Origin of the sequence: Roseovarius atlanticus, from assembly GCF_001441615.1 — a bacterium.
Taxonomy (GTDB): Bacteria; Pseudomonadota; Alphaproteobacteria; order Rhodobacterales; family Rhodobacteraceae; genus Roseovarius; species Roseovarius atlanticus.
On the sequence record NZ_LAXJ01000040.1, the window covers coordinates 1 to 18,311 of the forward strand.

General features: G+C 58.2%; 16 protein-coding genes. 13 read left to right on the forward strand and 3 right to left on the reverse strand.

Annotated features, from left to right (window positions below; genetic code table 11):
• Together XM53_RS21960 and XM53_RS21970 are read right to left on the reverse strand one after the other, a co-directional pair.
• Positions 1-231: transposase (locus XM53_RS21960; RefSeq protein ID WP_201455471.1), on the reverse strand; the 231-nt coding region annotated here is incomplete at its 3' end.
• Between the two features lie 607 nt (positions 232-838).
• Positions 839-2,521 carry a flavin-containing monooxygenase gene (locus XM53_RS21970; RefSeq protein ID WP_236544613.1) on the reverse strand — a complete coding sequence of 561 codons (1,683 nt, stop codon included), beginning with the start codon at positions 2,519-2,521 and terminating at the stop codon, positions 839-841.
• 322 nt (positions 2,522-2,843) lie between these two features.
• Here XM53_RS21970 and XM53_RS21975 point away from each other — a divergent pair, with 322 nt between their 5' ends.
• The 4 genes from XM53_RS21975 (at position 2,844) to XM53_RS21990 (ending at position 7,550) form a co-directional block, all read left to right on the forward strand.
• Complete coding sequence (locus XM53_RS21975; protein ID WP_082631184.1) at positions 2,844-3,989, forward strand: C4-dicarboxylate TRAP transporter substrate-binding protein; 1,146 nt, start codon at positions 2,844-2,846, stop codon at positions 3,987-3,989.
• Positions 3,990-4,055: 66 nt separating this feature from the next.
• Entirely contained in the window at positions 4,056-5,555 is a 1,500-nt protein-coding gene (locus tag XM53_RS21980; RefSeq protein ID WP_057796940.1) for an enoyl-CoA hydratase/isomerase family protein, read from the forward strand.
• 19 nt (positions 5,556-5,574) lie between these two features.
• Positions 5,575-6,729, forward strand: a complete 1,155-nt coding sequence (locus XM53_RS21985; RefSeq protein WP_057796941.1) for an acyl-CoA dehydrogenase family protein — start codon at positions 5,575-5,577, stop codon at positions 6,727-6,729.
• A gap of 131 nt (positions 6,730-6,860) precedes the next feature.
• The gene (locus tag XM53_RS21990) at positions 6,861-7,550 is read left to right on the forward strand and encodes a TetR/AcrR family transcriptional regulator (RefSeq protein ID WP_057796942.1); all 690 of its coding nucleotides are present in this window, start codon (positions 6,861-6,863) and stop codon (positions 7,548-7,550) included.
• 24 nt (positions 7,551-7,574) lie between these two features.
• Here the strand turns inward: XM53_RS21990 and XM53_RS21995 are convergent, their stop codons facing one another.
• Complete coding sequence (locus XM53_RS21995) at positions 7,575-9,218, reverse strand: class I adenylate-forming enzyme family protein (RefSeq protein WP_057796943.1); 1,644 nt, start codon at positions 9,216-9,218, stop codon at positions 7,575-7,577.
• Positions 9,219-9,475: 257 nt separating this feature from the next.
• On the opposite strand from XM53_RS21995, the gene XM53_RS22000 reads away from it, so the two are divergent.
• From XM53_RS22000 to XM53_RS22040, 9 genes are read left to right on the forward strand one after another with little or no spacing between them, the layout of a single operon-like run.
• Complete coding sequence (locus XM53_RS22000; RefSeq protein WP_082631185.1) at positions 9,476-10,327, forward strand: enoyl-CoA hydratase/isomerase family protein; 852 nt, start codon at positions 9,476-9,478, stop codon at positions 10,325-10,327.
• Positions 10,324-11,472 carry a thiolase family protein gene (locus tag XM53_RS22005; protein WP_057796944.1) on the forward strand — a complete coding sequence of 383 codons (1,149 nt, stop codon included), beginning with the start codon at positions 10,324-10,326 and terminating at the stop codon, positions 11,470-11,472. The genes XM53_RS22000 and XM53_RS22005 overlap by 4 nt, the downstream gene beginning before the upstream one ends.
• Positions 11,473-11,475: 3 nt before the next feature.
• A complete protein-coding gene (locus XM53_RS22010; protein WP_057796945.1) occupies positions 11,476-11,865 on the forward strand; it encodes a Zn-ribbon domain-containing OB-fold protein in 390 nt (129 codons plus the stop codon).
• 2 nt (positions 11,866-11,867) lie between these two features.
• Positions 11,868-12,251, forward strand: a complete 384-nt coding sequence (locus XM53_RS22015) for a MaoC family dehydratase (RefSeq protein WP_057796946.1) — start codon at positions 11,868-11,870, stop codon at positions 12,249-12,251.
• Positions 12,252-12,269: 18 nt separating this feature from the next.
• Positions 12,270-12,641, forward strand: a complete 372-nt coding sequence (locus XM53_RS22020; RefSeq protein WP_057796947.1) for a MaoC family dehydratase — start codon at positions 12,270-12,272, stop codon at positions 12,639-12,641.
• Positions 12,638-14,785 (forward strand): acetate--CoA ligase family protein, encoded by a 2,148-nt coding sequence (locus tag XM53_RS22025; protein WP_082631186.1) that lies wholly within the window; start codon positions 12,638-12,640, stop codon positions 14,783-14,785. The genes XM53_RS22020 and XM53_RS22025 overlap by 4 nt, the downstream gene beginning before the upstream one ends.
• The gene (locus XM53_RS22030) at positions 14,782-15,342 is read left to right on the forward strand and encodes a TRAP transporter small permease (RefSeq protein WP_082631187.1); all 561 of its coding nucleotides are present in this window, start codon (positions 14,782-14,784) and stop codon (positions 15,340-15,342) included. The genes XM53_RS22025 and XM53_RS22030 overlap by 4 nt, the downstream gene beginning before the upstream one ends.
• 19 nt (positions 15,343-15,361) lie before the next feature.
• Positions 15,362-16,672, forward strand: coding sequence for a TRAP transporter large permease (locus XM53_RS22035; protein ID WP_057796950.1), 1,311 nt, complete (start codon positions 15,362-15,364; stop codon positions 16,670-16,672).
• Positions 16,673-16,697: 25 nt separating this feature from the next.
• Entirely contained in the window at positions 16,698-17,864 is a 1,167-nt protein-coding gene (locus XM53_RS22040) for an acyl-CoA dehydrogenase family protein (protein WP_057796951.1), read from the forward strand.
• The last annotated feature ends 447 nt before the right edge of the window (positions 17,865-18,311 follow it).

An 18,311-nucleotide genomic window follows, 5' to 3' on the forward strand; every position in this document is an offset into this window, starting at 1 on the left:
TCTCGGGATCTCCAGCGCGATCCGTCCCGCACGTGTGTCCCAGTCCCGGTCGCGGTAACCGTTTCGCTGAACTTCCCGTAGCGGTGAGCGCGCACCCTTGGCAGCGCCGGTCCGCACCTCGACCTCCGCCTCCATGATCCGGTCCGCCGCAAAGGCAAGCATCTCGCGCACAAGATCGCCATCGGCCTGCTGTTCAACCAGCTCAAGCCGTGCCATTCTCTCATCGGTCATCGTCATCTCCGTCTTTGGTTTCGAGTCTCGCAACCCAAACCTTTGCCGAAGATCGACGGTGGCCGCCAGCATCACCACCGGCCGCGCGCTGCGCTACGCCGGCGGCTTCGCGCGCGGCCTCTTACACCAAGCGGTGGGACACAGCCGTGCAATGCGCAGATCACGGACAGAAGCATGCACCTTCAGGCGCTAACTCCTTGCAAAACCAGGCCCGATTACAGAAGGGTTCCAGGCTCATCGTAACCTCTAAGGAGTGAATCTATGGACGCCCCCTTGTCCATCGGTTGCCGTTTCCGGTGGCAAGGCTGTTCCGGTTCAGAACGCCTGCGATGACATCGTCGCTGGCGATCCGCGCAAGCTAGCGGACGGCCTCGACAATATCCGGCGGTGTTGCGTTGCGCTGTCCGCGGCGGCGCTTTGGCAGGCGGATTTCCGTATGGACGCCGCTGGCCCAATGAACGAGCAAAACGATCTCGCAGGCATCATCTTCAAGATCTGCCACCACTTCCTGGATCTCCGGAATTTCAGGGCTTTACCGCAGCCATGTTGCCAGGAGCACGCATCTCCAAGATATACAGAACGATCCCTTGAGGAACATCATTGCCGCCTATTTCAGTTCGAAACCTGCGTAACCCGCGTTGGCAACTTCCTCCAAGCGACGGCGATACCGGGGCGAACCCCCATTATAGATAAGGTAACGGATACCATCGCGTCCTTCGATGTTCGAGTTGTATCCGGTGAACCACGACTTTGCGGTGTGAAACAGCGTCATCTGATACAGATCACGCACTTCTTTCTGCCAGTCTTCGACCGCTTCCTGCTGCGGTTCGACACGCTGAACTCCCTTGTCGCGCAGCATCACCAAAAATTCGGAAACCCAGTCGACGATATCTTCGATCCCGCGCGGAAAGTTGGTGGCCACTGAGCCGCCTTGGGGACCTGCCAGCGTAAAAAAATTGGGAAATCCGTGCGATTGAATGCCAAGATATGTAAGCGGCCCGTCGCTCCACTGATCACGCAGGCTTTCACCGTTCCGGCCAACGATGTTTATCCGGTCAAACGCTCCCGTAATTGCATCAAAGCCGGTCGCATAGATCAAGCTGTCGAGCTTGTATTCCTGCGCTGTAGTACGGACCCCAATTGGGGTAATCTGTTCTATCGGCGATTCTTTTACATCCACCAGATGAACATTGTCCCGGTTAAAGGCCTCGAAATAGCCAGTTTCAAGCGGCACACGTCTGGTTCCAAATCCGTGATCCGTCGGTATCAGCTTTTCGGCGACCTCGGGGGCTTTCACAGTCTGGCGGATTTTATCGGCGATAAAGGCAGTGTATTCGGCGTTAGCCTCATGGTCCATCAGGACCTCTGCAAAGTTCCCCACCCAGACCCCGAATCCGGGTGAGGCGTAAAGTTGTTCCCAGAAGGCAAGACGTTCCTCTTCTGGGACTTCATTGAACTTCCGGCGGTCGGGACCATGCAGAAACCCACCGGGGGTCTTGCGGCACTTGTCGAAAATCTCGTCATAGCGCGTCTTGATGTCGGCCATCTCTTCGGGAGTAATCGGCGAGTTGTGCAGCGGAGCGCACCAGTTCGGACGCCGCTGGAACACATAAAGCTCCTTAGCCTGCTCGGCGATTACGGGAACGATCTGTACACCCGTTGCGCCCGTCCCGATTACACCGACGCGCTCGCCACTGAAATCGGTCTTGTCCTGCGGCCAATCATAGGTATGAAACGCCTCTCCGCCAAAGGTTTCCCGTCCCTCGATGCGGGGCAAGGTAGGCGCAGAGAGCATCCCGACAGCGGTCAAAAGATAGGTGCTGCGGTAGACTTGACCGTTCTCGGTATGCACCACCCACTCGTCCTCGGCCTCATCAAAGATCGCATCAGAAACCCGGCAGCCAAGCACCATGTGGCGCAGCAGATCAAACTTTTCGATGACGTAATTGAGGTAAGAGAGCGTTTCCGGCTGCGGCGCAAAATGTTCTTTCCAGTCCCATTCCTGAAGGAGTTCAGGCGAGAATGAATAACCGTAGCTATAGCTTTCTGAATCGAAGCGGCAACCAGGATAGCGGTTCCAGAACCAAGTGCCGCCGGGGGCGTCGCCAGCTTCCAGAACGACGGTTTCAAAGCCCAGTTTGCGCATACGGTAAAGCGTGTATATCCCGCAAACACCCGCACCAATGACCAGAACATCGGCCCGTTTGGGGGGTGCGCTGTTGTTCTGCGGCGACTGCCCGGCCTGGCTTTCTGGGGGTCGCGGCTGATTTTTTGGCATCAAAATCTCCATTCAGTCGGCTCTGGGATACTGCTGTGTCGTAAACGCGACTATTTATGCAGAATTTTTTCCTACCATGCGGTACTAATTCTGATCGCCAATACTGTCAAGGCATGCTTTACTCGTAAGATAGGATGCCATTATGCGGTCATTATTCACAGTTTCCGGGGTCGAACTGGCCTTTTCGAGCCTTGCTGGTCGACTGGGCGCCCTAATCGCATTGACTTGGAATTTAATTATACCGTATAGTCCGATGGTGGCTTTCGGGAAGGAAATCACAGCTGGCTAATAGCGCCTGAGCTGAACTCACCTCAGGCCTAAGGGAGGAACGAAATTGTTTACCAAGACCTTAAAGGCCTCAGCCTTGACCACCTCTGCTCTGCTTGTTGCAGGCGCGATTACTGCTGGTGTCGCGACGGCCGAAACGCTGACATTGAACCAATACGTGCTTCCCAAGCACGTGGTGGTCAAGGACGGCACTTTGCCGTTTATCGAGGAAGTCAAGCAGGCCACCGACGGCGAACTTGATTTCAAGCTGTTTACTGGCGGCACGCCACTCAGCGCTCAGGCAACACTTGGCGGCCTGCAGGCGGGTGCAGTCGATGCCGGGATGGTGATCTTGACGTATCATCCCGCTGAGTTTCCTGTGGTGCAATATCTCAACGACCTCGCGGCCCCTACCGGTGACACTCTTGTCGTAGCCGGAGCATTTAACGAATACGTCATGACCAAATGCCAGCGCTGCCAGGAGGAATTCAAGGCAGCAGGCATCACCTTTACCGGTTCCTATACCGCCGCACCGCTCAATCTCGTCAACCGCGAGGTCTATCGCACCTCAGAGGATCTGGCGGGCAAGCGGGTACGTATCCCCGGCGGTGACTTCAACTCGCGTTGGGCCAACCATTTCAAGTTGTCGCCGATTAACGTGGGCGGCTCGGAAGTCTATGAGATGATGAACCGCGGCGCGGTTGACATCACGCTCAATCCCGCAGCGATTCTTCAGACACATTCGCTTGGCGATGTCGCCAAAAGCGTGATCACCCTTCCCGTAGCGATGCATCGCGTCTCGTCACCCTACGTGTTTTCAGCTGAAAGTTGGGCCAATCTGACAGAGCAGCAGCGTCGTGCGGTTCTCGGTTCGGCGGCAGTCGCGATGATGCGCATCACCGGAGCCTACCTCAAGGAATCCGAAGCTGCATTGGAAGAGGCGGTGGCGAACGGCATCGAAGTGATCGAGCCGGGCGAAGAGCTTGTGGCCTCGATGTCAGAGTTCCTGGAGGGGGATTTGGAGACGATCTATCGGAACGCCCGTGAGCAATACCAGATCGAAGACCCCGAAAAGATCCGCGATGAATTCCTTGCCCTAATCGAGAAATGGAAAGGCATCGCCGAGGAAACCGGGCGCGACCCCGAGAAAATGGGCGAGCGCCTGCGTGAAGACGCCTATTCTGATCTTGATGTGTCAAGCTACGGCCTCTGAGACAACCGCGACAAGGAGGCGTCGCCATACCGGCGGCGCCCAGCCAACACCAGATCCCGGAAACCCATGGCCTACAGGCATATCCAAACCGAAGAGGCCGACGGCATTCTGCTGATTGCGCTGAACGCGCCTGCACAGCGCAATGCCCTCAGCCTCGGGATGCGCGCGGAACTCGCCGAAGCGATCGCGCAAGGCCGGGACGATCCGAAGGTCCGCGCATTGGTGCTCACCGGACGAGGCGGTGCGTTTTGCGCCGGGGGCGATTTGAAAAGCCTTCAAGAGGGCACGGACCGGGCAATTGCCACACGGCGCCGCATTCAGGGCCTGCACTCTTGGTTTGCTGACTTTGTAGATTTCCCGAAACCCGTAGTTGTTGCCGCGGATGGTCCCTGTGCGGGTGCGGGGTTCAGCCTGGCAATGGCGGGTGATGCAATCATCTGCACGCCGCGTGCCTGGTTCTGTCAGGTCTTCGGGCGGATTGGCGTTATTCCGGACATGGCATCGCTTTACCTTCTGCCGCGCCGTATCGGGCTGGCTGCTGCGCGAAATCTTATCCTCACCGCGCGCCGCATGAAACCAGACGAAGCCCTTTCGCTCGGTCTCGTGAGCCAGATTGTCTCAACCGATAAGCTCGAATCTGCAGCTCGGGACGTTGCCATCCGTCTCGCAGACGCTGCAGGCGACGGTTTCGCCGTTGGAAAGCTGGCACTGAACCACGCTTTCGAGCGCGCGCCTTTCCATGATTCTGCTCTGCCGCGACCGACAGGGCAATCCCCGTTTACCCCTGAAGGAAGCAAAATGCCCGATCTCAAAATCCGGAACGACGGCAACGTAACGCGCATCACGATCGACCGCCTGGACAAGTCGAATGCCCTGTCTGCCGACATGATGGAGCAGATCACGGACATCGTGCGCGACATCGGCGGTGCCCCCGGCGAGAACGCCCTGATCATCGATGCTGTCGGTGATCGTGGTTTTTCGGCAGGGGCTGACATCTCCGAACTGCGAGGCGGGCGCGAGGGCCTTGAGCGCCAGGAGGAGGTGATCCTCGCCCTCTCGGAGGCGATGGAAACTTGTCCGGCACTGATCATCACCGTGCTTCATGGCTACGCCAAGGGCGGGGGCACCATTTTCCCCTGCCTCAGCGATGTTGTCATCGCACGGGAGGACCTGTCCGTCAGCTATCCCGAGATTCAATTCCGGATGTATCCCTTCCTGCTGCACGCCGCGCTAACGCGACGGATACCAAGCGCTCTGGCATGGCAGCTTTGCGCCACCGGACGCGCATTGGGAGCCGAGGAAGCGTTCAGGCTGGGACTGGTTACGGAAGTGCTGCCAAAGGATGGATTCCGGGAAATGGCCGAGGAAAGGCTGGGCGAGTACATTGACATTCGCGCCTCACTCGCGCTGGGACGCGAATTCGCAGAAAAGGCCGGTGCCCTTCCATTCGGGGAACAGATGAAACTCGCCGGCAGCATGATGCACCACAACTTTGCTGCCCCCGGTGTGGACGAGGCGATTGAGCACCATAGGGCGCGCCTCTCATCCAAAGCCAAACAGAATTGAGTAGAACGAGGAAGAGCAGATGACAGAAGAGCGCCGCCGCCCTGCCGAAACAGTGGATCGCGTGATGTTCCGCGACACATGCCGACGTTTCGCCGAAAGGGAGATCGCGCCTATCTGGGAGGAGGCAGACCGTGAAAGCCAGTTTTCCCGCGCATTCTTCGTCGCCGCCGCAAACGCCGGCCTCATCGGAATCGCTGCGCCGGCGGAAGTGGGCGGCGCGGGCCTCGGGGTGCACGAGGAGGCGATTTGCATCGAGGAATGTGCGCGCATTAATCCGGGCCTTCCGAATGCTTTGATCATTCAGGGAGTTGCTGGCGGAATCCTGCATGACTTTGGCACAGCTGAACAGAAGGAACTGGCACGCGCCTCGATTGAGGGCGACAAGATTCTGGCCATTGCGGTGACCGAACCGGATGCTGGCAACGATGTCCAGAATGTAAAGACCGCAGCGCGACGGGACGGAGATGATTGGAAGCTGGACGGAATCAAGTCGTTCATCACATTGGCCGGCGAAGCCGACGTTCTGGTGTTGCTTGCGCAGACCGATCCGGCGCGCGGTCGCGACGGCATGAGTTTCTTTGCGGTGGACCGTCGGAGCCCCGGCGTGGAAGTGTCGCGCATCCCCACTTATGCCAACCGCCCCGCCCCCACCTACCGGGTGCACCTCAACAACGTTCGCGTGCCAGAGGCCCGGCGGGTTCCGGCCGGATTCCGCCAGATCATGATGGGATTCAATCGCGAGCGCATCCTTGTCTCCGCGCGTTGGTCGGGACACATGCAGCACGCGCAAGATTGGGCGCTGGATTATGCCAGGACGCGCCACCAGTTCGGACGCCCGATTGGTGCCAACCAGTCCATCGCCTTCAAGCTGGCGCAAAACCAGACCGATATCGAAGCGGCACGGCTCCTTACCTACCAGGCTGCCGACAGGTGGGACAGCGGTTGTCCCATCGCGGATTTGATCCAGCAGGTGTCCTGCGCAAAGCTGTTTGTGACCCAAGCTGTTGTTCGTGTCACCCAGTCGGCATTGCACATCGGCGGGGGATGGGGACTTACCGAGGAATTGCCCGTCATGCGCATGGCGCTCGATGCGCTCGTGGCGCCAGTGACGGTCGGCAGTTTCGAAATCCAGCTGCGTGCGATCGCCAAGCAACTCGGTCTCCCCTGCGACTGAAGCGCAAACCAGAATTTTCGGGTTACCTTTCGAGATGTAGAGATGTAGAGATGTAGAGGATATTGACGACAGGTCGACACAACGGAGGCAATGCAGGGGTGCAAAAGCCGAGACGAAACATTCCTTCGATCATGAAGCTTAAGGTAGCGGACCTTGACGAACGCACAAAGCTTCCATCTGGACCTGATGCAAAGGGCAATAGCAGCAGCGGTTCGGTCCGCGAGGAACTGCATCTCTATCGCCGTGAACGCATACTGGGCGTCGCCGCCGAACTTTTTAGCCAGAAGGGGTATAACGGTGCTTCGGTCAGCGAATTGGCCAAGATGATTGGCGTGACAAAGCCTTTCATATACTATTACATGAAGAATAAGCAGGATATTCTGGAACAGATCTGCATTGCTACGATCGACCTGCCGCACGTCGTCATGGACGAGGTTTTTTCAGAAGATCTTTCTCCTGCAGACACACTTTACAAGTTTGTCCGGCGCTTCGCATGGGTTCAAAGCACCAATCAGAACTACGTTTCCGTGTTCTTTCGGGAGGAACTGAACCTTTCGCCAGATGTGCGCCATTATGTCACCGAACGACGCAAGGAGTTTGACGAGCGTCTTGGCGCGCTTTTGCGCAAAGGTGTGGGAACCGGAGATTTCCGCATAGCCGACGTGCCGGTAACAGTTCTTGCGATTACCGGAATGGTTTGTTGGATATTCAACTGGTATCGGCCGGAGGGGCGGCTCTCCCTTGAGGAGATATCGCTGCTCTTCGCCGATCTTACGCTGAATATGGTCGACGCCCGGCGTAGGCCCGACCAGTCTGTTTAACAAAGCGTCCGGCTTCGGGCAGGATCAAGCGGAGGCGGAGGACCTGGCCTCAACATCCTTTTCCGCTTGCGCAACAAGTACGTGCCGTTGAATTTTGCCGCTTTCAGTCAGTGGGAAATTATCCGCGAAGCACACATACCTCGGCACCTTGTAATCGGCGATGATGCCCAGGCAATGGGCGATCACCGACTCCTCGTCAAGCCCGCTATCCACGTCCGTTTTGCGAATGAAGGCATATCCCACCTGCCCAAGCCGCGCGTGCGAGACACCCACCACCAGCGCCTGACGGATTGCGGGATGGGTTTCGAGATGGGCCTCGATTTCGGCCGGGTAGGTGTTCGACCCCCCCACGATGAACATCTCCTTGATGCGCCCCGTAATCTTCAGAAAGCCGCGTTCGTCGAAGGTGCCCAAATCGCCGGTGCGGAACCAGCCGTCAGACGTTATCGCCTCGCTGGTTGCCTCGTCGTTCTTGTAATACCCCATGGTGACGATATGGCCACGCACCTGCAGTTCGCCGATCTCGCCCGGTCCCTGCTCTGCGCCGGTGCCCGGGTCAACGATCCTTGCCTCGTAGTCACCGCTCAGCCTGCCGGTGTTTTGCTCGGCGATTTCGGGTGGGTCGTCGTAGCGGGTGAAAGTGGTTGAAATCGTGTTCTCCGTCATTCCGTAGGACGCCAGGATATGCGGGGTCGAAAACACCTCGCGACCGCGGCGAACCACTTCGGGACTGACTGCGGCGCCACCGATCCATGCCGCCCGCACAGTGCTCAGATCGCGCGGTCGTTTCGTTTGCGCGTCGAAGCAGTCGAGATAGTGCGTCGGGATCCCGCCGAAGTGCGCCACCTTCTCAGCCTCGATGAGGTCGAGCGCGCGATCAGCGCTCCAGTCGCGCATCACAATGAGGCTCATCCCGTGGATAACCGCAGGAAGTGCAGCCATAAACAGCCCTGCAACATGATAGAATGGCATGTGGGCAAGCAGCGCATCTCCAGTTTTCATGCCCATGATACGAGCAACGTTCATGGATTGGCGACTGACCACGTGAGAATGCATCGCGCCCTTGGGCCGCCCTGTTGTCCCTGATGTGTAGCAAATGAGAGCCGTATCCTCGGGAACAACCGCCTCGGAAGCGGCGCGAACACGCTCGGTGTTTGCCGGGGTGTCCAGAAGCGAAGCCATCGAGATCGCTCCAGGAATCACTGTGTCATCGATGGAGAAGATCACCCGCAGATTCGGCAAGGCCTCGGCATGAATGTCTCCGGGTGTCTGGCTCGCTAGATCGGGAACCAAGGTGGTCAGCAATGCCGGATAGTCGATGCCCCAGCAGGTGTCCATCATCAACAGCGCACGGGCATCTGATTGGCGCAGGATATATTCCAGCTCGCCCGACTTGTATCTGGTATTGATCGGGATCACGACCATCCCGATCCGGGCCGCCGCGAAGAGCATCCTGACCCAATCAGGGCTGTTCGTCAGCCAAAGCGCGACATGGTCGCCCTTTTCAAGGCCGGCAGCAAGCAGGCCGTCGGCAACACGATCAACTTCCTGGTCGAAACGGGCAAAGGTAATTCGCTCGCTCTCGGTCACCAGGAATTCAGCTTTGGGCATTTCGGTTGCTGTACGGCGCAGAAGATCGCCCAATGTAAGGTTTGCAATATCCTGCATGGCGCTGTTCCTTCCCCGTCAGGCTGTTCTGTGAGCGTAGAAGTGCACAGCCTGCGCAAATATTAGTAGGTTTATTATACTCAATGGTAGTATTCACATCAACAGAATGCAATACGGCCCCCCAGAACTCCGCGATTTCTGCCATTTTCCTGTTTTTATCTTGACAGGCAAAAAATTCGTCTACTAACTAGACCACATATATACTGTAGGGTATACACACGCGAATTGCATTTGCGTGCTGGGAGGAGAACATTCGCATGAGCAAGGACAGCCCCAAAGGGGCCGCTACCGAATTGCAGCGCGACCTAACCACATTGACGTATGAGTTGAGCGAAGAGGTCGCCATCGTCACCTTGAACCGTCCCGGTGCACGCAATGCTCTGGATGTCCCGATGCGTGAGGAACTCGCTGACGTGGTCGGCGAAATCCGCGATGACGATCGTGTCCGGGCAATGATCCTGACTGGTGCGGGCGGTGTCTTCTGCGCGGGCGGGGACCTGCAAGGGCTTAAGGAAAAACGCAATTCGGCCCAATCCTACAAACGTATTTCCGACCTCCACCTATGGCTCCCCAGTCTGGTGAACATGGAGAAACCCGTAATAGCGGCGGTGGATGGCCCGGCATTCGGAGGCGGGATGAATCTCGCACTTACGGCCGATTTTATCCTGGCCAGCGACACCGCAAGTTTTTGTCAGGTTTTTGGCCGTATCGGGCTGGTTCCTGATCTTGCGGGCATGTTTCTGCTGCCGCGTCTTGTGGGCTTGCAGCGCGCCAAGGATTTGGTGTTTTCCGGTCGAACACTGCGCCCTGACGAAGCCAAGGAAATGGGGATCGTCCATAGTATCCATGCGCCGGACCAACTTCAGGATGCGGCATTCTCACTTGCCCGCCGGTTTTGCAACGCTTCGACCCTGGCAATCGGATTGGCAAAGAACGTTTTGAACCAATCCTTCAATCTGGATCAGCGCGCGATGGCTGAGCTTGAAGCGATGGCTCAGGCCCTGTGCATGGACAGCGCCTACCACAAGGAGGCGGTCCAGCGATTCCTCGACAAGAAGCCCGCCCTATTCGACTGGGAACGCATGAACAAGGAAGAGTCCACGACATGAAGAAAGCCGCTATTACAGGGTCCTACAGCACCAAAGTCGGACAGCTTGAAGGTGCGACCTGCATGTCACTCCATACCGAAGCAGGGCTTGGCGCGCTGGACGACGCGGGGCTGGCAGTGTCCGACATCGACGGGTTGCTTTGCGCCTATTCCTTCACTGAACCGCATCTGATGCTGGCCTCGGTGTTTGCCGAATATGTCGGCATGGAGCCGGCCTATGCTTCGGCTGTTTCAATGGGCGGTGTCACAGCCTGTATGCTGGTGATGCAGGCTGCGGCACTGGTCGAAGCAGGATACTGCCGCCATGTTCTGGTTGTAACCGGCGACAACCGCCTGAGCGGGATGCGCGGCAACGCTGTTCAGGCTTTGGCCGAGGTCGGCAACCAGCAGTACGAACAACCCTACGGGATGACCATTCCAGCCGCCTACGCCCTTGTGGCGCAGCGCTACATGTCAGAATTCGGTGTCACGTCGGAACAGCTCGCCGCGATTGCGGTAACCATGCGGGAACACGCCGCACTCAATCCCAAGGCGCATATGGACGCACCGATCACGGTGGACGACGTGATGAGTTCACGTTTCATCGCCACGCCGTTGCACCTGCTCGATTGCTGCCTGATATCAGATGGCGGTGCCGCAGTCGTGGTCAGTGCCGCCGATGCAGCGGCTAATCTCAAACAGCCCCGCATTGATGTACTTGGTTCCGGGCAGGGCCACACGCATGAATACATCGTCGCTGCACCCTCTCTGACCGATTATGGCTGCAAGAACTCTGCCGCGGATGCGTTGGGCCGGGCTGGTCTCAAGCAATCCGACATCGATGTGGTTGAAATCTATGACAGCTTTACAATTACGCTTCTCGCCGAACTGGAATCCATGGGGTTCTTTGAGCGGGGCGAAGCAGGCGCGGCTGCCGCCGCAGGCGATTTGAAGATCGGGGGCAAGCTGCCCTGTAATACCCACGGCGGGCTTCTGTCCTACGGACACTCGGGCGCCGCAGGCGGCATGTTCCATGTTGTCGAAGCGGTCGAGCAGCTGCGAGGGAGCGCTAAGGGTCGGCAGGTTGATGGGGCGGAACTCGCCTTTGTTCATGGTGATGGCGGCATTCTGTCCGCCCACTGTTCTATCGTTTTGGGAAGGGCCTGACAGATGGAGAAACCAATACCACGTCCGAATGCGGATTCCGCCCATTTCTGGGAGGGCTGCGCCGCAGAGGAATTCCGGTTCCAGCGCTGTAACAGTTGCAGCAAACCGCAGTTCTATCCGCGCGCCGTCTGCTCCAATTGCCAAAGCACTGATCTCAGCTGGGAGGTCTCCGACGGTAAGGGCGTCATTCACAGCGTAACAACCGTCCACCGGGGGCCAAGCGTGGCATTCAAGGAGGACTCTCCTTTTCAGGTCGCACTCGTCGACATGGATGAAGGATTCCGTTTCATGGCGAATGTGCGTGGCGGCGAGGCCGAGATCGGCACAAAAGTGCGTGTCTTGTACGAGAAACGAGGCGACCAGACGATCCCGCAAGTAGAAATCCGGGGGTGAATATGTTCAATTACGACCACTTCGAGGTTGGGAAAAAATACGGTAGCGATAGCTTTACAGTGGATCGCGACCGGATCGACAAATGGCTTGCCGTCTATCCCGACGATGACAACGGCGACCTGATGCCGCCAGGCATGATCGCGATGATCCAGATCCAGTGTTATATGGCCTGTATCACGCCGCGTCCGAAAGGCAACGTTCACGGAAGTCAGGTGTTCGATCTGCGCCGGATGCCAAGAGTAAGCGAAACTTTGACCACCGATGTCGAGTGTACCAAGAAAGAAATCCGCAAGGGGCGGAAGTGGGTCGAAACGACCTATACCACGCGTGGCGACGAAGGCGATGTTGTCTTCACCGGCGTCATGACGACCCTCGTGGCAGCCTGAGCGTAGAAAGGGACCGAGATGCCAAAACAGCTGGAACCCGTCAGCCTGAATGTCGATATGCCGACAATCATGTCCTACGCTGACCTTACCGACGACTATAATCCCATTCATGTGGATCGGGAATTCGCCGAAAAGACCGAAATGAAGGGCATCATCGCCCATGGAACGATGTCGCTGAACATGATCTGGCGATCACTGCGCCAGACGCTGGGAAACGATGCCATTGCCGGGACCCGTATAGATGTCCGCTTTGTCCGCCCCGTGCGTGAAAACGACATTGTGACCGGAGGCGGGGTCGAACGCGAGGATGCGCCCGGTACCTATGACGTCTGGGTTCGGAACCAAAAGGACGAACTGGTCATCGCCGGAACAGCCACGGTATCGCAATGAGGTACCAAGGCGGGTCCGATGAGGGCCGCACGGCAGACCAGTCGGCCTCAGAAAAGCTGCGCCGAGTTCTGAACGCGCGCAGCGTGGCAGTGGTCGGGGCCTCTGAAGACCTGCGAAAACCAGGGGGCCGGGTGGTGAATGCGCTGCTTCACAACGATTTCCCCGGTAAGATTTATCCGGTGAATCCTAGCCGGGAACAGATCCAAGGTCTAGATTGCCATCCATCTGTCGATGCGATTGGAGAGGCGGTAGATCTGGTGATCCTGTCGGTGCCAGCCGAAGACGTGCCAGACCAGTTACGAATGGGGTGTGATTGCGGCGTCGGGGGTTTCATAGTCTTCGCTTCGGGGTTTTCCGAAACCGGATCCGAAGGCACGGCAAGACAAGCCGAGATCTCCCAAATCGTGCAGGACGCTGGCGTTCCGATGATCGGGCCGAACTGTCTGGGCATCATGAACGGCAACCACAATATGCTGGCGTCCTCGACGGTCGTCATGGGCGGTCGACGCCTGCCCGGAGGCAATTACGGCTTTGCCACCCAGAGCGGTGCATTGGGCACCTACTGGCTCGATATGACGATGAAGGCCGGCCTTGGCGTAAGTACATGGATTTCCACTGGAAATGAGGCAGACGTCGACCTTGCCGCCTGCCTGGACTACTTTGCCGAAGACGATGAAACCGAAGTGATCGGGCTCTACATCGAAGGGATACGTGATGGAGCCGCCTTTCGCGCCGCCGCACGAAAGGCCTTTGAGCGGCGCAAGCCTGTTCTGGTGCTGAAGTCCGGCAGTAGCCGTCAGGGTGCCACTGCCGCAGCTTCGCACACCGGCGCGCTGGCGGGTGAGGACGAAGCCTACGATGCGGTATTCAGGCAGTATAACATCTGGCGCAGTGGCAGCCTGACAGACATGGCAAATCAGGCCGAGATACTTCTGACGCAGCCTCGTTCGGCCGGACAGCGAGTGGCGGTAATCTCGGTATCTGGCGGCGCCGGTGTGCTGATGACAGACGCTTCGGTGGCCGAAGGGCTCGACGTTCCCGATTTCAGCCCAGAGACTAAGCAACGCCTGGCCAAGATACTGCCCGGTTTTGCGACGCCGCAGAACCCGATTGACCTGACCGCACAGATCGTGATGCACAAAACGATGCTGCGCGAAGTTCTTCGCATCATCAGCGATGACACGGGATACGATGGTCTGCTGTTGTTCATGGGCGGGCTCGGCCAGATTGCCGAGGAATTGGCCGATGCGCTGGTCAGCGAACTGCCGCGCGACATGCCCTGCGCGCTGACGTGGCAGGCAGCCCCCGAAGAAACTGTGCGGCAGGTGCGCGAACGGGGCATCCCCGTCTACGGCGAAATCGGAGATGCCGCCCGCGCGCTCGCCACACAGTTCCGTATGAGCGCTGGCTGGAACGGCCCGACGCCAGCCGAAGCACCCCCGATCATTCAGGGCGGGCGGCCTGAAGGCCCCTTTGGGGTGGAACATCGCAGCAAGGATTTGCTGTGCAGTGCAACCTCGCTCGAACGGCCCGTCGGCGTCTTTGCGACCGACCCCGGCAACCTGATGGAGGTCGGGAGGGAGTTGTCCGGGCCTCTGGTTGTGAAACTGCAAAGCCCGGCAATGCTCCACAAGAGCGGTAGCGGCGGCATCGCGCTTGGCCTCCAAAACGTCGACGAAGCCGCCGAGTCCGCGCGCGGCATGATCAAGTCCGCAACGGCCCGCGGAATCCCGTTCGATGGCGTGCTGGTCGAGGAAATGATTTCCTTCGATCATGAATTCATTGTCGGCCTGCGGTGTGATCCGGTCTTTGGACCGATGCTTGTGCTTGGACGTGGCGGGGTCACGGTCGAACTGGAACCCGATGTTACCCGCGCTTTCCTTCCGCTCACCGCCTCAGAGATCGAGGATATGATCCGTTCATTGCGCGCAGCACCTTTGCTGGAAGGGTTCCGAGGTGCGCAGCCCTGCGACATTGCAGGACTGGCCCGCATCGTCAAGGAATTGTGCGATCTTTATATGCACGACGAAACGCTCAGCGAAATTGAAATCAACCCCCTTGTCGCGGACCGAACAGGACGCTTCGTCGCGCTTGATGCGCTGGTCTCAAGATCACCGGAAACCCGCGTGGGAGACGCGCCATGACACCACAAAAAGATCTGATAGGTCTCTCCGCGGCAGAGGTGCCCCCTCCCCTCACCGGCATGTCCGACCTCTTCGACAACGCACTGATCCTGCCCGCACGGATACTTGCCGTTGGTGCGGCCATCCTGCTGATCGCTATGATGCTTGTAACAGTAGGTGACGTCACCATCCGCACGCTCTTTGATGGTGCCATTAAGAACGCCGAATTGATGACCAGCCACTGGTTTCTCAGCGGCACGATCTTTCTTCCCTTAGCGTATATCGCGGCGTTGGATCGGCACATTTCGGTTGAAGTCGTGTCGCAATTCCTGCCGGTCAGGGTTCAGCAGATCAAGATGGGCGTCTTCATGTTCCTGGGCACCGCGATCTTCCTTTTGCTGGCGTGGCAGTCCTGGGAACTGGCCTTGGAGAAGATGCGAATCCGAGAATACCTTTCGGGCGCAACGCGGTTCTATACGTGGCCGGGCAGGTTTCTGATGCCCATCGGAACCTTTCTTTTTGCTCTTGCGATGGCAGCACGGGCGGTGGGGTATTTCTCCGGTCGCGTGAAGCCTTGATGAACTTGGGAGTCCCTTCATGACCGACTTGGAAATTGCCGGAGGGTCCCTCGCAGTCATTGTGATTCTCGTGCTGCTGCGAATGCCGATTGCGATCGCGCTGCTGAGCGTGTCCTTTGGCGGTATCTGGATGGCCTACGGCTATCAGATCGCCACCGCGACGCTGACCGCTGTTACCTTCGATTTCTCCACCCATTCCAGCCTCAGCCCGATCCCGATGTTCCTGCTCATGGGCTTTGTTGCGTATTACGCGCAGATGACGACGGAGCTGTTCAACTTCGCCCGGGCGAGTTTACTCATGCGGCTGCCCGGCGGGCTGGCCATTGCGTCGATTGGCGGTGCCGCCATGTTTTCCGCCGTCACCGGATCGAGCCTGGCATGCGCCGCCGCCATGGGTCGGATTGCGGTGCCCGAGATGCTTCGGGCGGGGTACCAGTCCGGATTGGCCACAGGGGTGATCGCGGCAGCCGGTACGCTGGGGTCGATGATTCCACCCAGCTTGATCCTACTTCTGTTCGGGATATTCGCCCAGGTGCCGATCGGGGCATTGTTTATTGGCGCAATCATTCCTGGCCTGCTTACAGCCATCGCCTTTGCAGTGATGGTGATGCTGCGGGTAGCTGCGAACCCGGAGTTGGCACCGCGTCCCACCGAGAAAGAACTTGCCGAACTCAGCAACACAGGCCTGCGCGACATCTGGCCGATCATTCTGTTGATTGGCTGCGTCTTCGGCGGCCTTTTTGGTGGCATTTTCACGGCCACCGAGGCGGGCGCAGTAGGGGCGTTGCTGTCAATTGTGATCGCAGCCGCGAAAGGCAATCTGTCTTGGACGGTAGCGAAACGCGCGATAGCCGACACGATCGTGAGCTCGGCTGCCATTCTCATCATCGCGATGAGCGCCACCTTCTTTGCCAGTTTCCTCGCTCTGACGCAGCTTCCTGCACATATCTCGCAGATTGTCGCGGATATGAAATTGGGCCCAGTCGGGCTGATGATCGTGGTCTTCCTCTTGTATCTGGTGCTGGGCATGTTTCTTGAGGTTCTTGGCATCATGCTGCTCACGCTGCCGGTGCTTTTGCCGCTGTTCGAGACAATGGATATCAGTCTTATCTGGGTCGGGATCCTGCTGGCGAAATATCTGGAAATGGGGCTGATAACGCCGCCCGTCGGGTTGAACGTCTTTGTTATCAAGAGCGTGGTTGGCCGCGCGGTTCCCACCGATGTCATCTTTCGAGGGATCGCATGGTTTGTGGCGACCGACGTTCTGGTGGTTGCACTGTTGATCGCCTTTCCGGCGCTGACGCTATGGCTGCCAGGTCTCATGCAATGACAAATCAGAACTTGAAGGAGCGAACATGGATTTCGCATTGAACGCCGAACAAAAGGAACTGCGGGACGCAATCGGCAAGGTCTGCGCGAAATTCGATCTCGCCTATTGGCGTGACTGCGACGCGAACGAACGCTATCCCGAAGAATTCTATCGCGAGATGGTAAACGGGGGCTGGGTCGGACTGACCCTCCCGACCGAGTATGGCGGTGCCGGGCTTGGCATCACCGAAGCGGCGCTGGTGATGCAGGCGATTGTGGAATCCGGCGCGGGCTTTACCGGGGCTTCGACCATCCATTCCTATGTCTTCGCCCCGAACGCGATCGTCGTGCATGGCACGGACGAGCAGAAGAAGCGGATGCTGACCCCGCTCATCAAGGGCGAGGAAAGAGCCTGCTTTGCAATTACGGAACCCAATTCCGGGCTGGATACCAGCAGGTTGCGGACGCGCGCTGTACGCAATGGCGACCATTATGTGATGACCGGCGAAAAGGTCTGGCCCACAGCAGCAAGCATGGCCCAACGGATGCTGGTCATCGCCCGGACCAAGCCGATCGAAGACTGCAAACGGCCTATCGACGGGTTGAGCCTGTTTTACACGCGCATGGACCCCGATTACGTCAGAACCCGGAAAATCCCGAAACTGGGTCGAAACGCGGTAGAGTCCTGCCAGATATTCATCGACGGACTGAAAGTCCCCGAAGAGGATAGGATCGGCGAGGAAGGTAAGGGCTTCTACTATCTTCTCGACGGGCTGAACCCCGAGAGAGTTCTGGTGGCGGCAGAGGCAGTGGGCCTTGGTCGGGTCTCTTTGTCGAGGGCCACCGAATATGCCAAGGAACGGGTCGTCTTCGACCGTCCCATTGGCAAGAATCAGGGTATCCAGCACCCATTGGCGAGATGCTGGATGGAGTTGGAAGCGGCGAACCTGATGATGCTGAAGGCAGCAACGCTTTATGACGCGGGCAAGTCTTGTGGAGCCGAGGCCAACAGCGCAAAGTACCTCGGCGCAGAGGCCGGTTACCGGGCCTGCGAATGCGCTGTCATGACCCATGGCGGCTATGGCTATGCCAAGGAGTTCGACGTCGAACGCTACCTGCGAGAGGTCATGATCCCGCGCCTAGCACCGGTCAGCCGGGAACTGGTGATGTGCTATATCGCCGAGCGCGTGTTGGGCCTGCCCAAGTCGTACTGAAGCCCCACCAATGTCGAGGTTGGAAAAGCGTCAATCTGGGAGGCACCTTTACCAGTGACCGGAATATCGGGTCGGGATAGCGGGTATGTCGCGCCTTGGCTGACGCCCAGGCCAAAGCCGATGTCATGGCGGCGGTTAGTGGTCAGTGCGATCCGTGTTCTTGAGCGACAGGGGTCCGTCATCCACCCGTCCGCTTTCGGCGCGGCTTGGGATTGCGCGTGTTGACCTTTTTGCTAACGACTGTTAGGAATTTTGATCCATTGGACACGCCGTCGGCCATCCGAAAAGCAGGATCGACGATCTCCTGCCGGGGAACTTCACGCCGTCAAGTTGACACAGCGTGCCGCTGAGCCACCACTTACCAATGGTCGCTGAGCCACCACTTACCAATGGCCTGCTTCCAGTGGGCAACGTCAAATTCCGTCATTATGGATGGTGTAGAGCTTG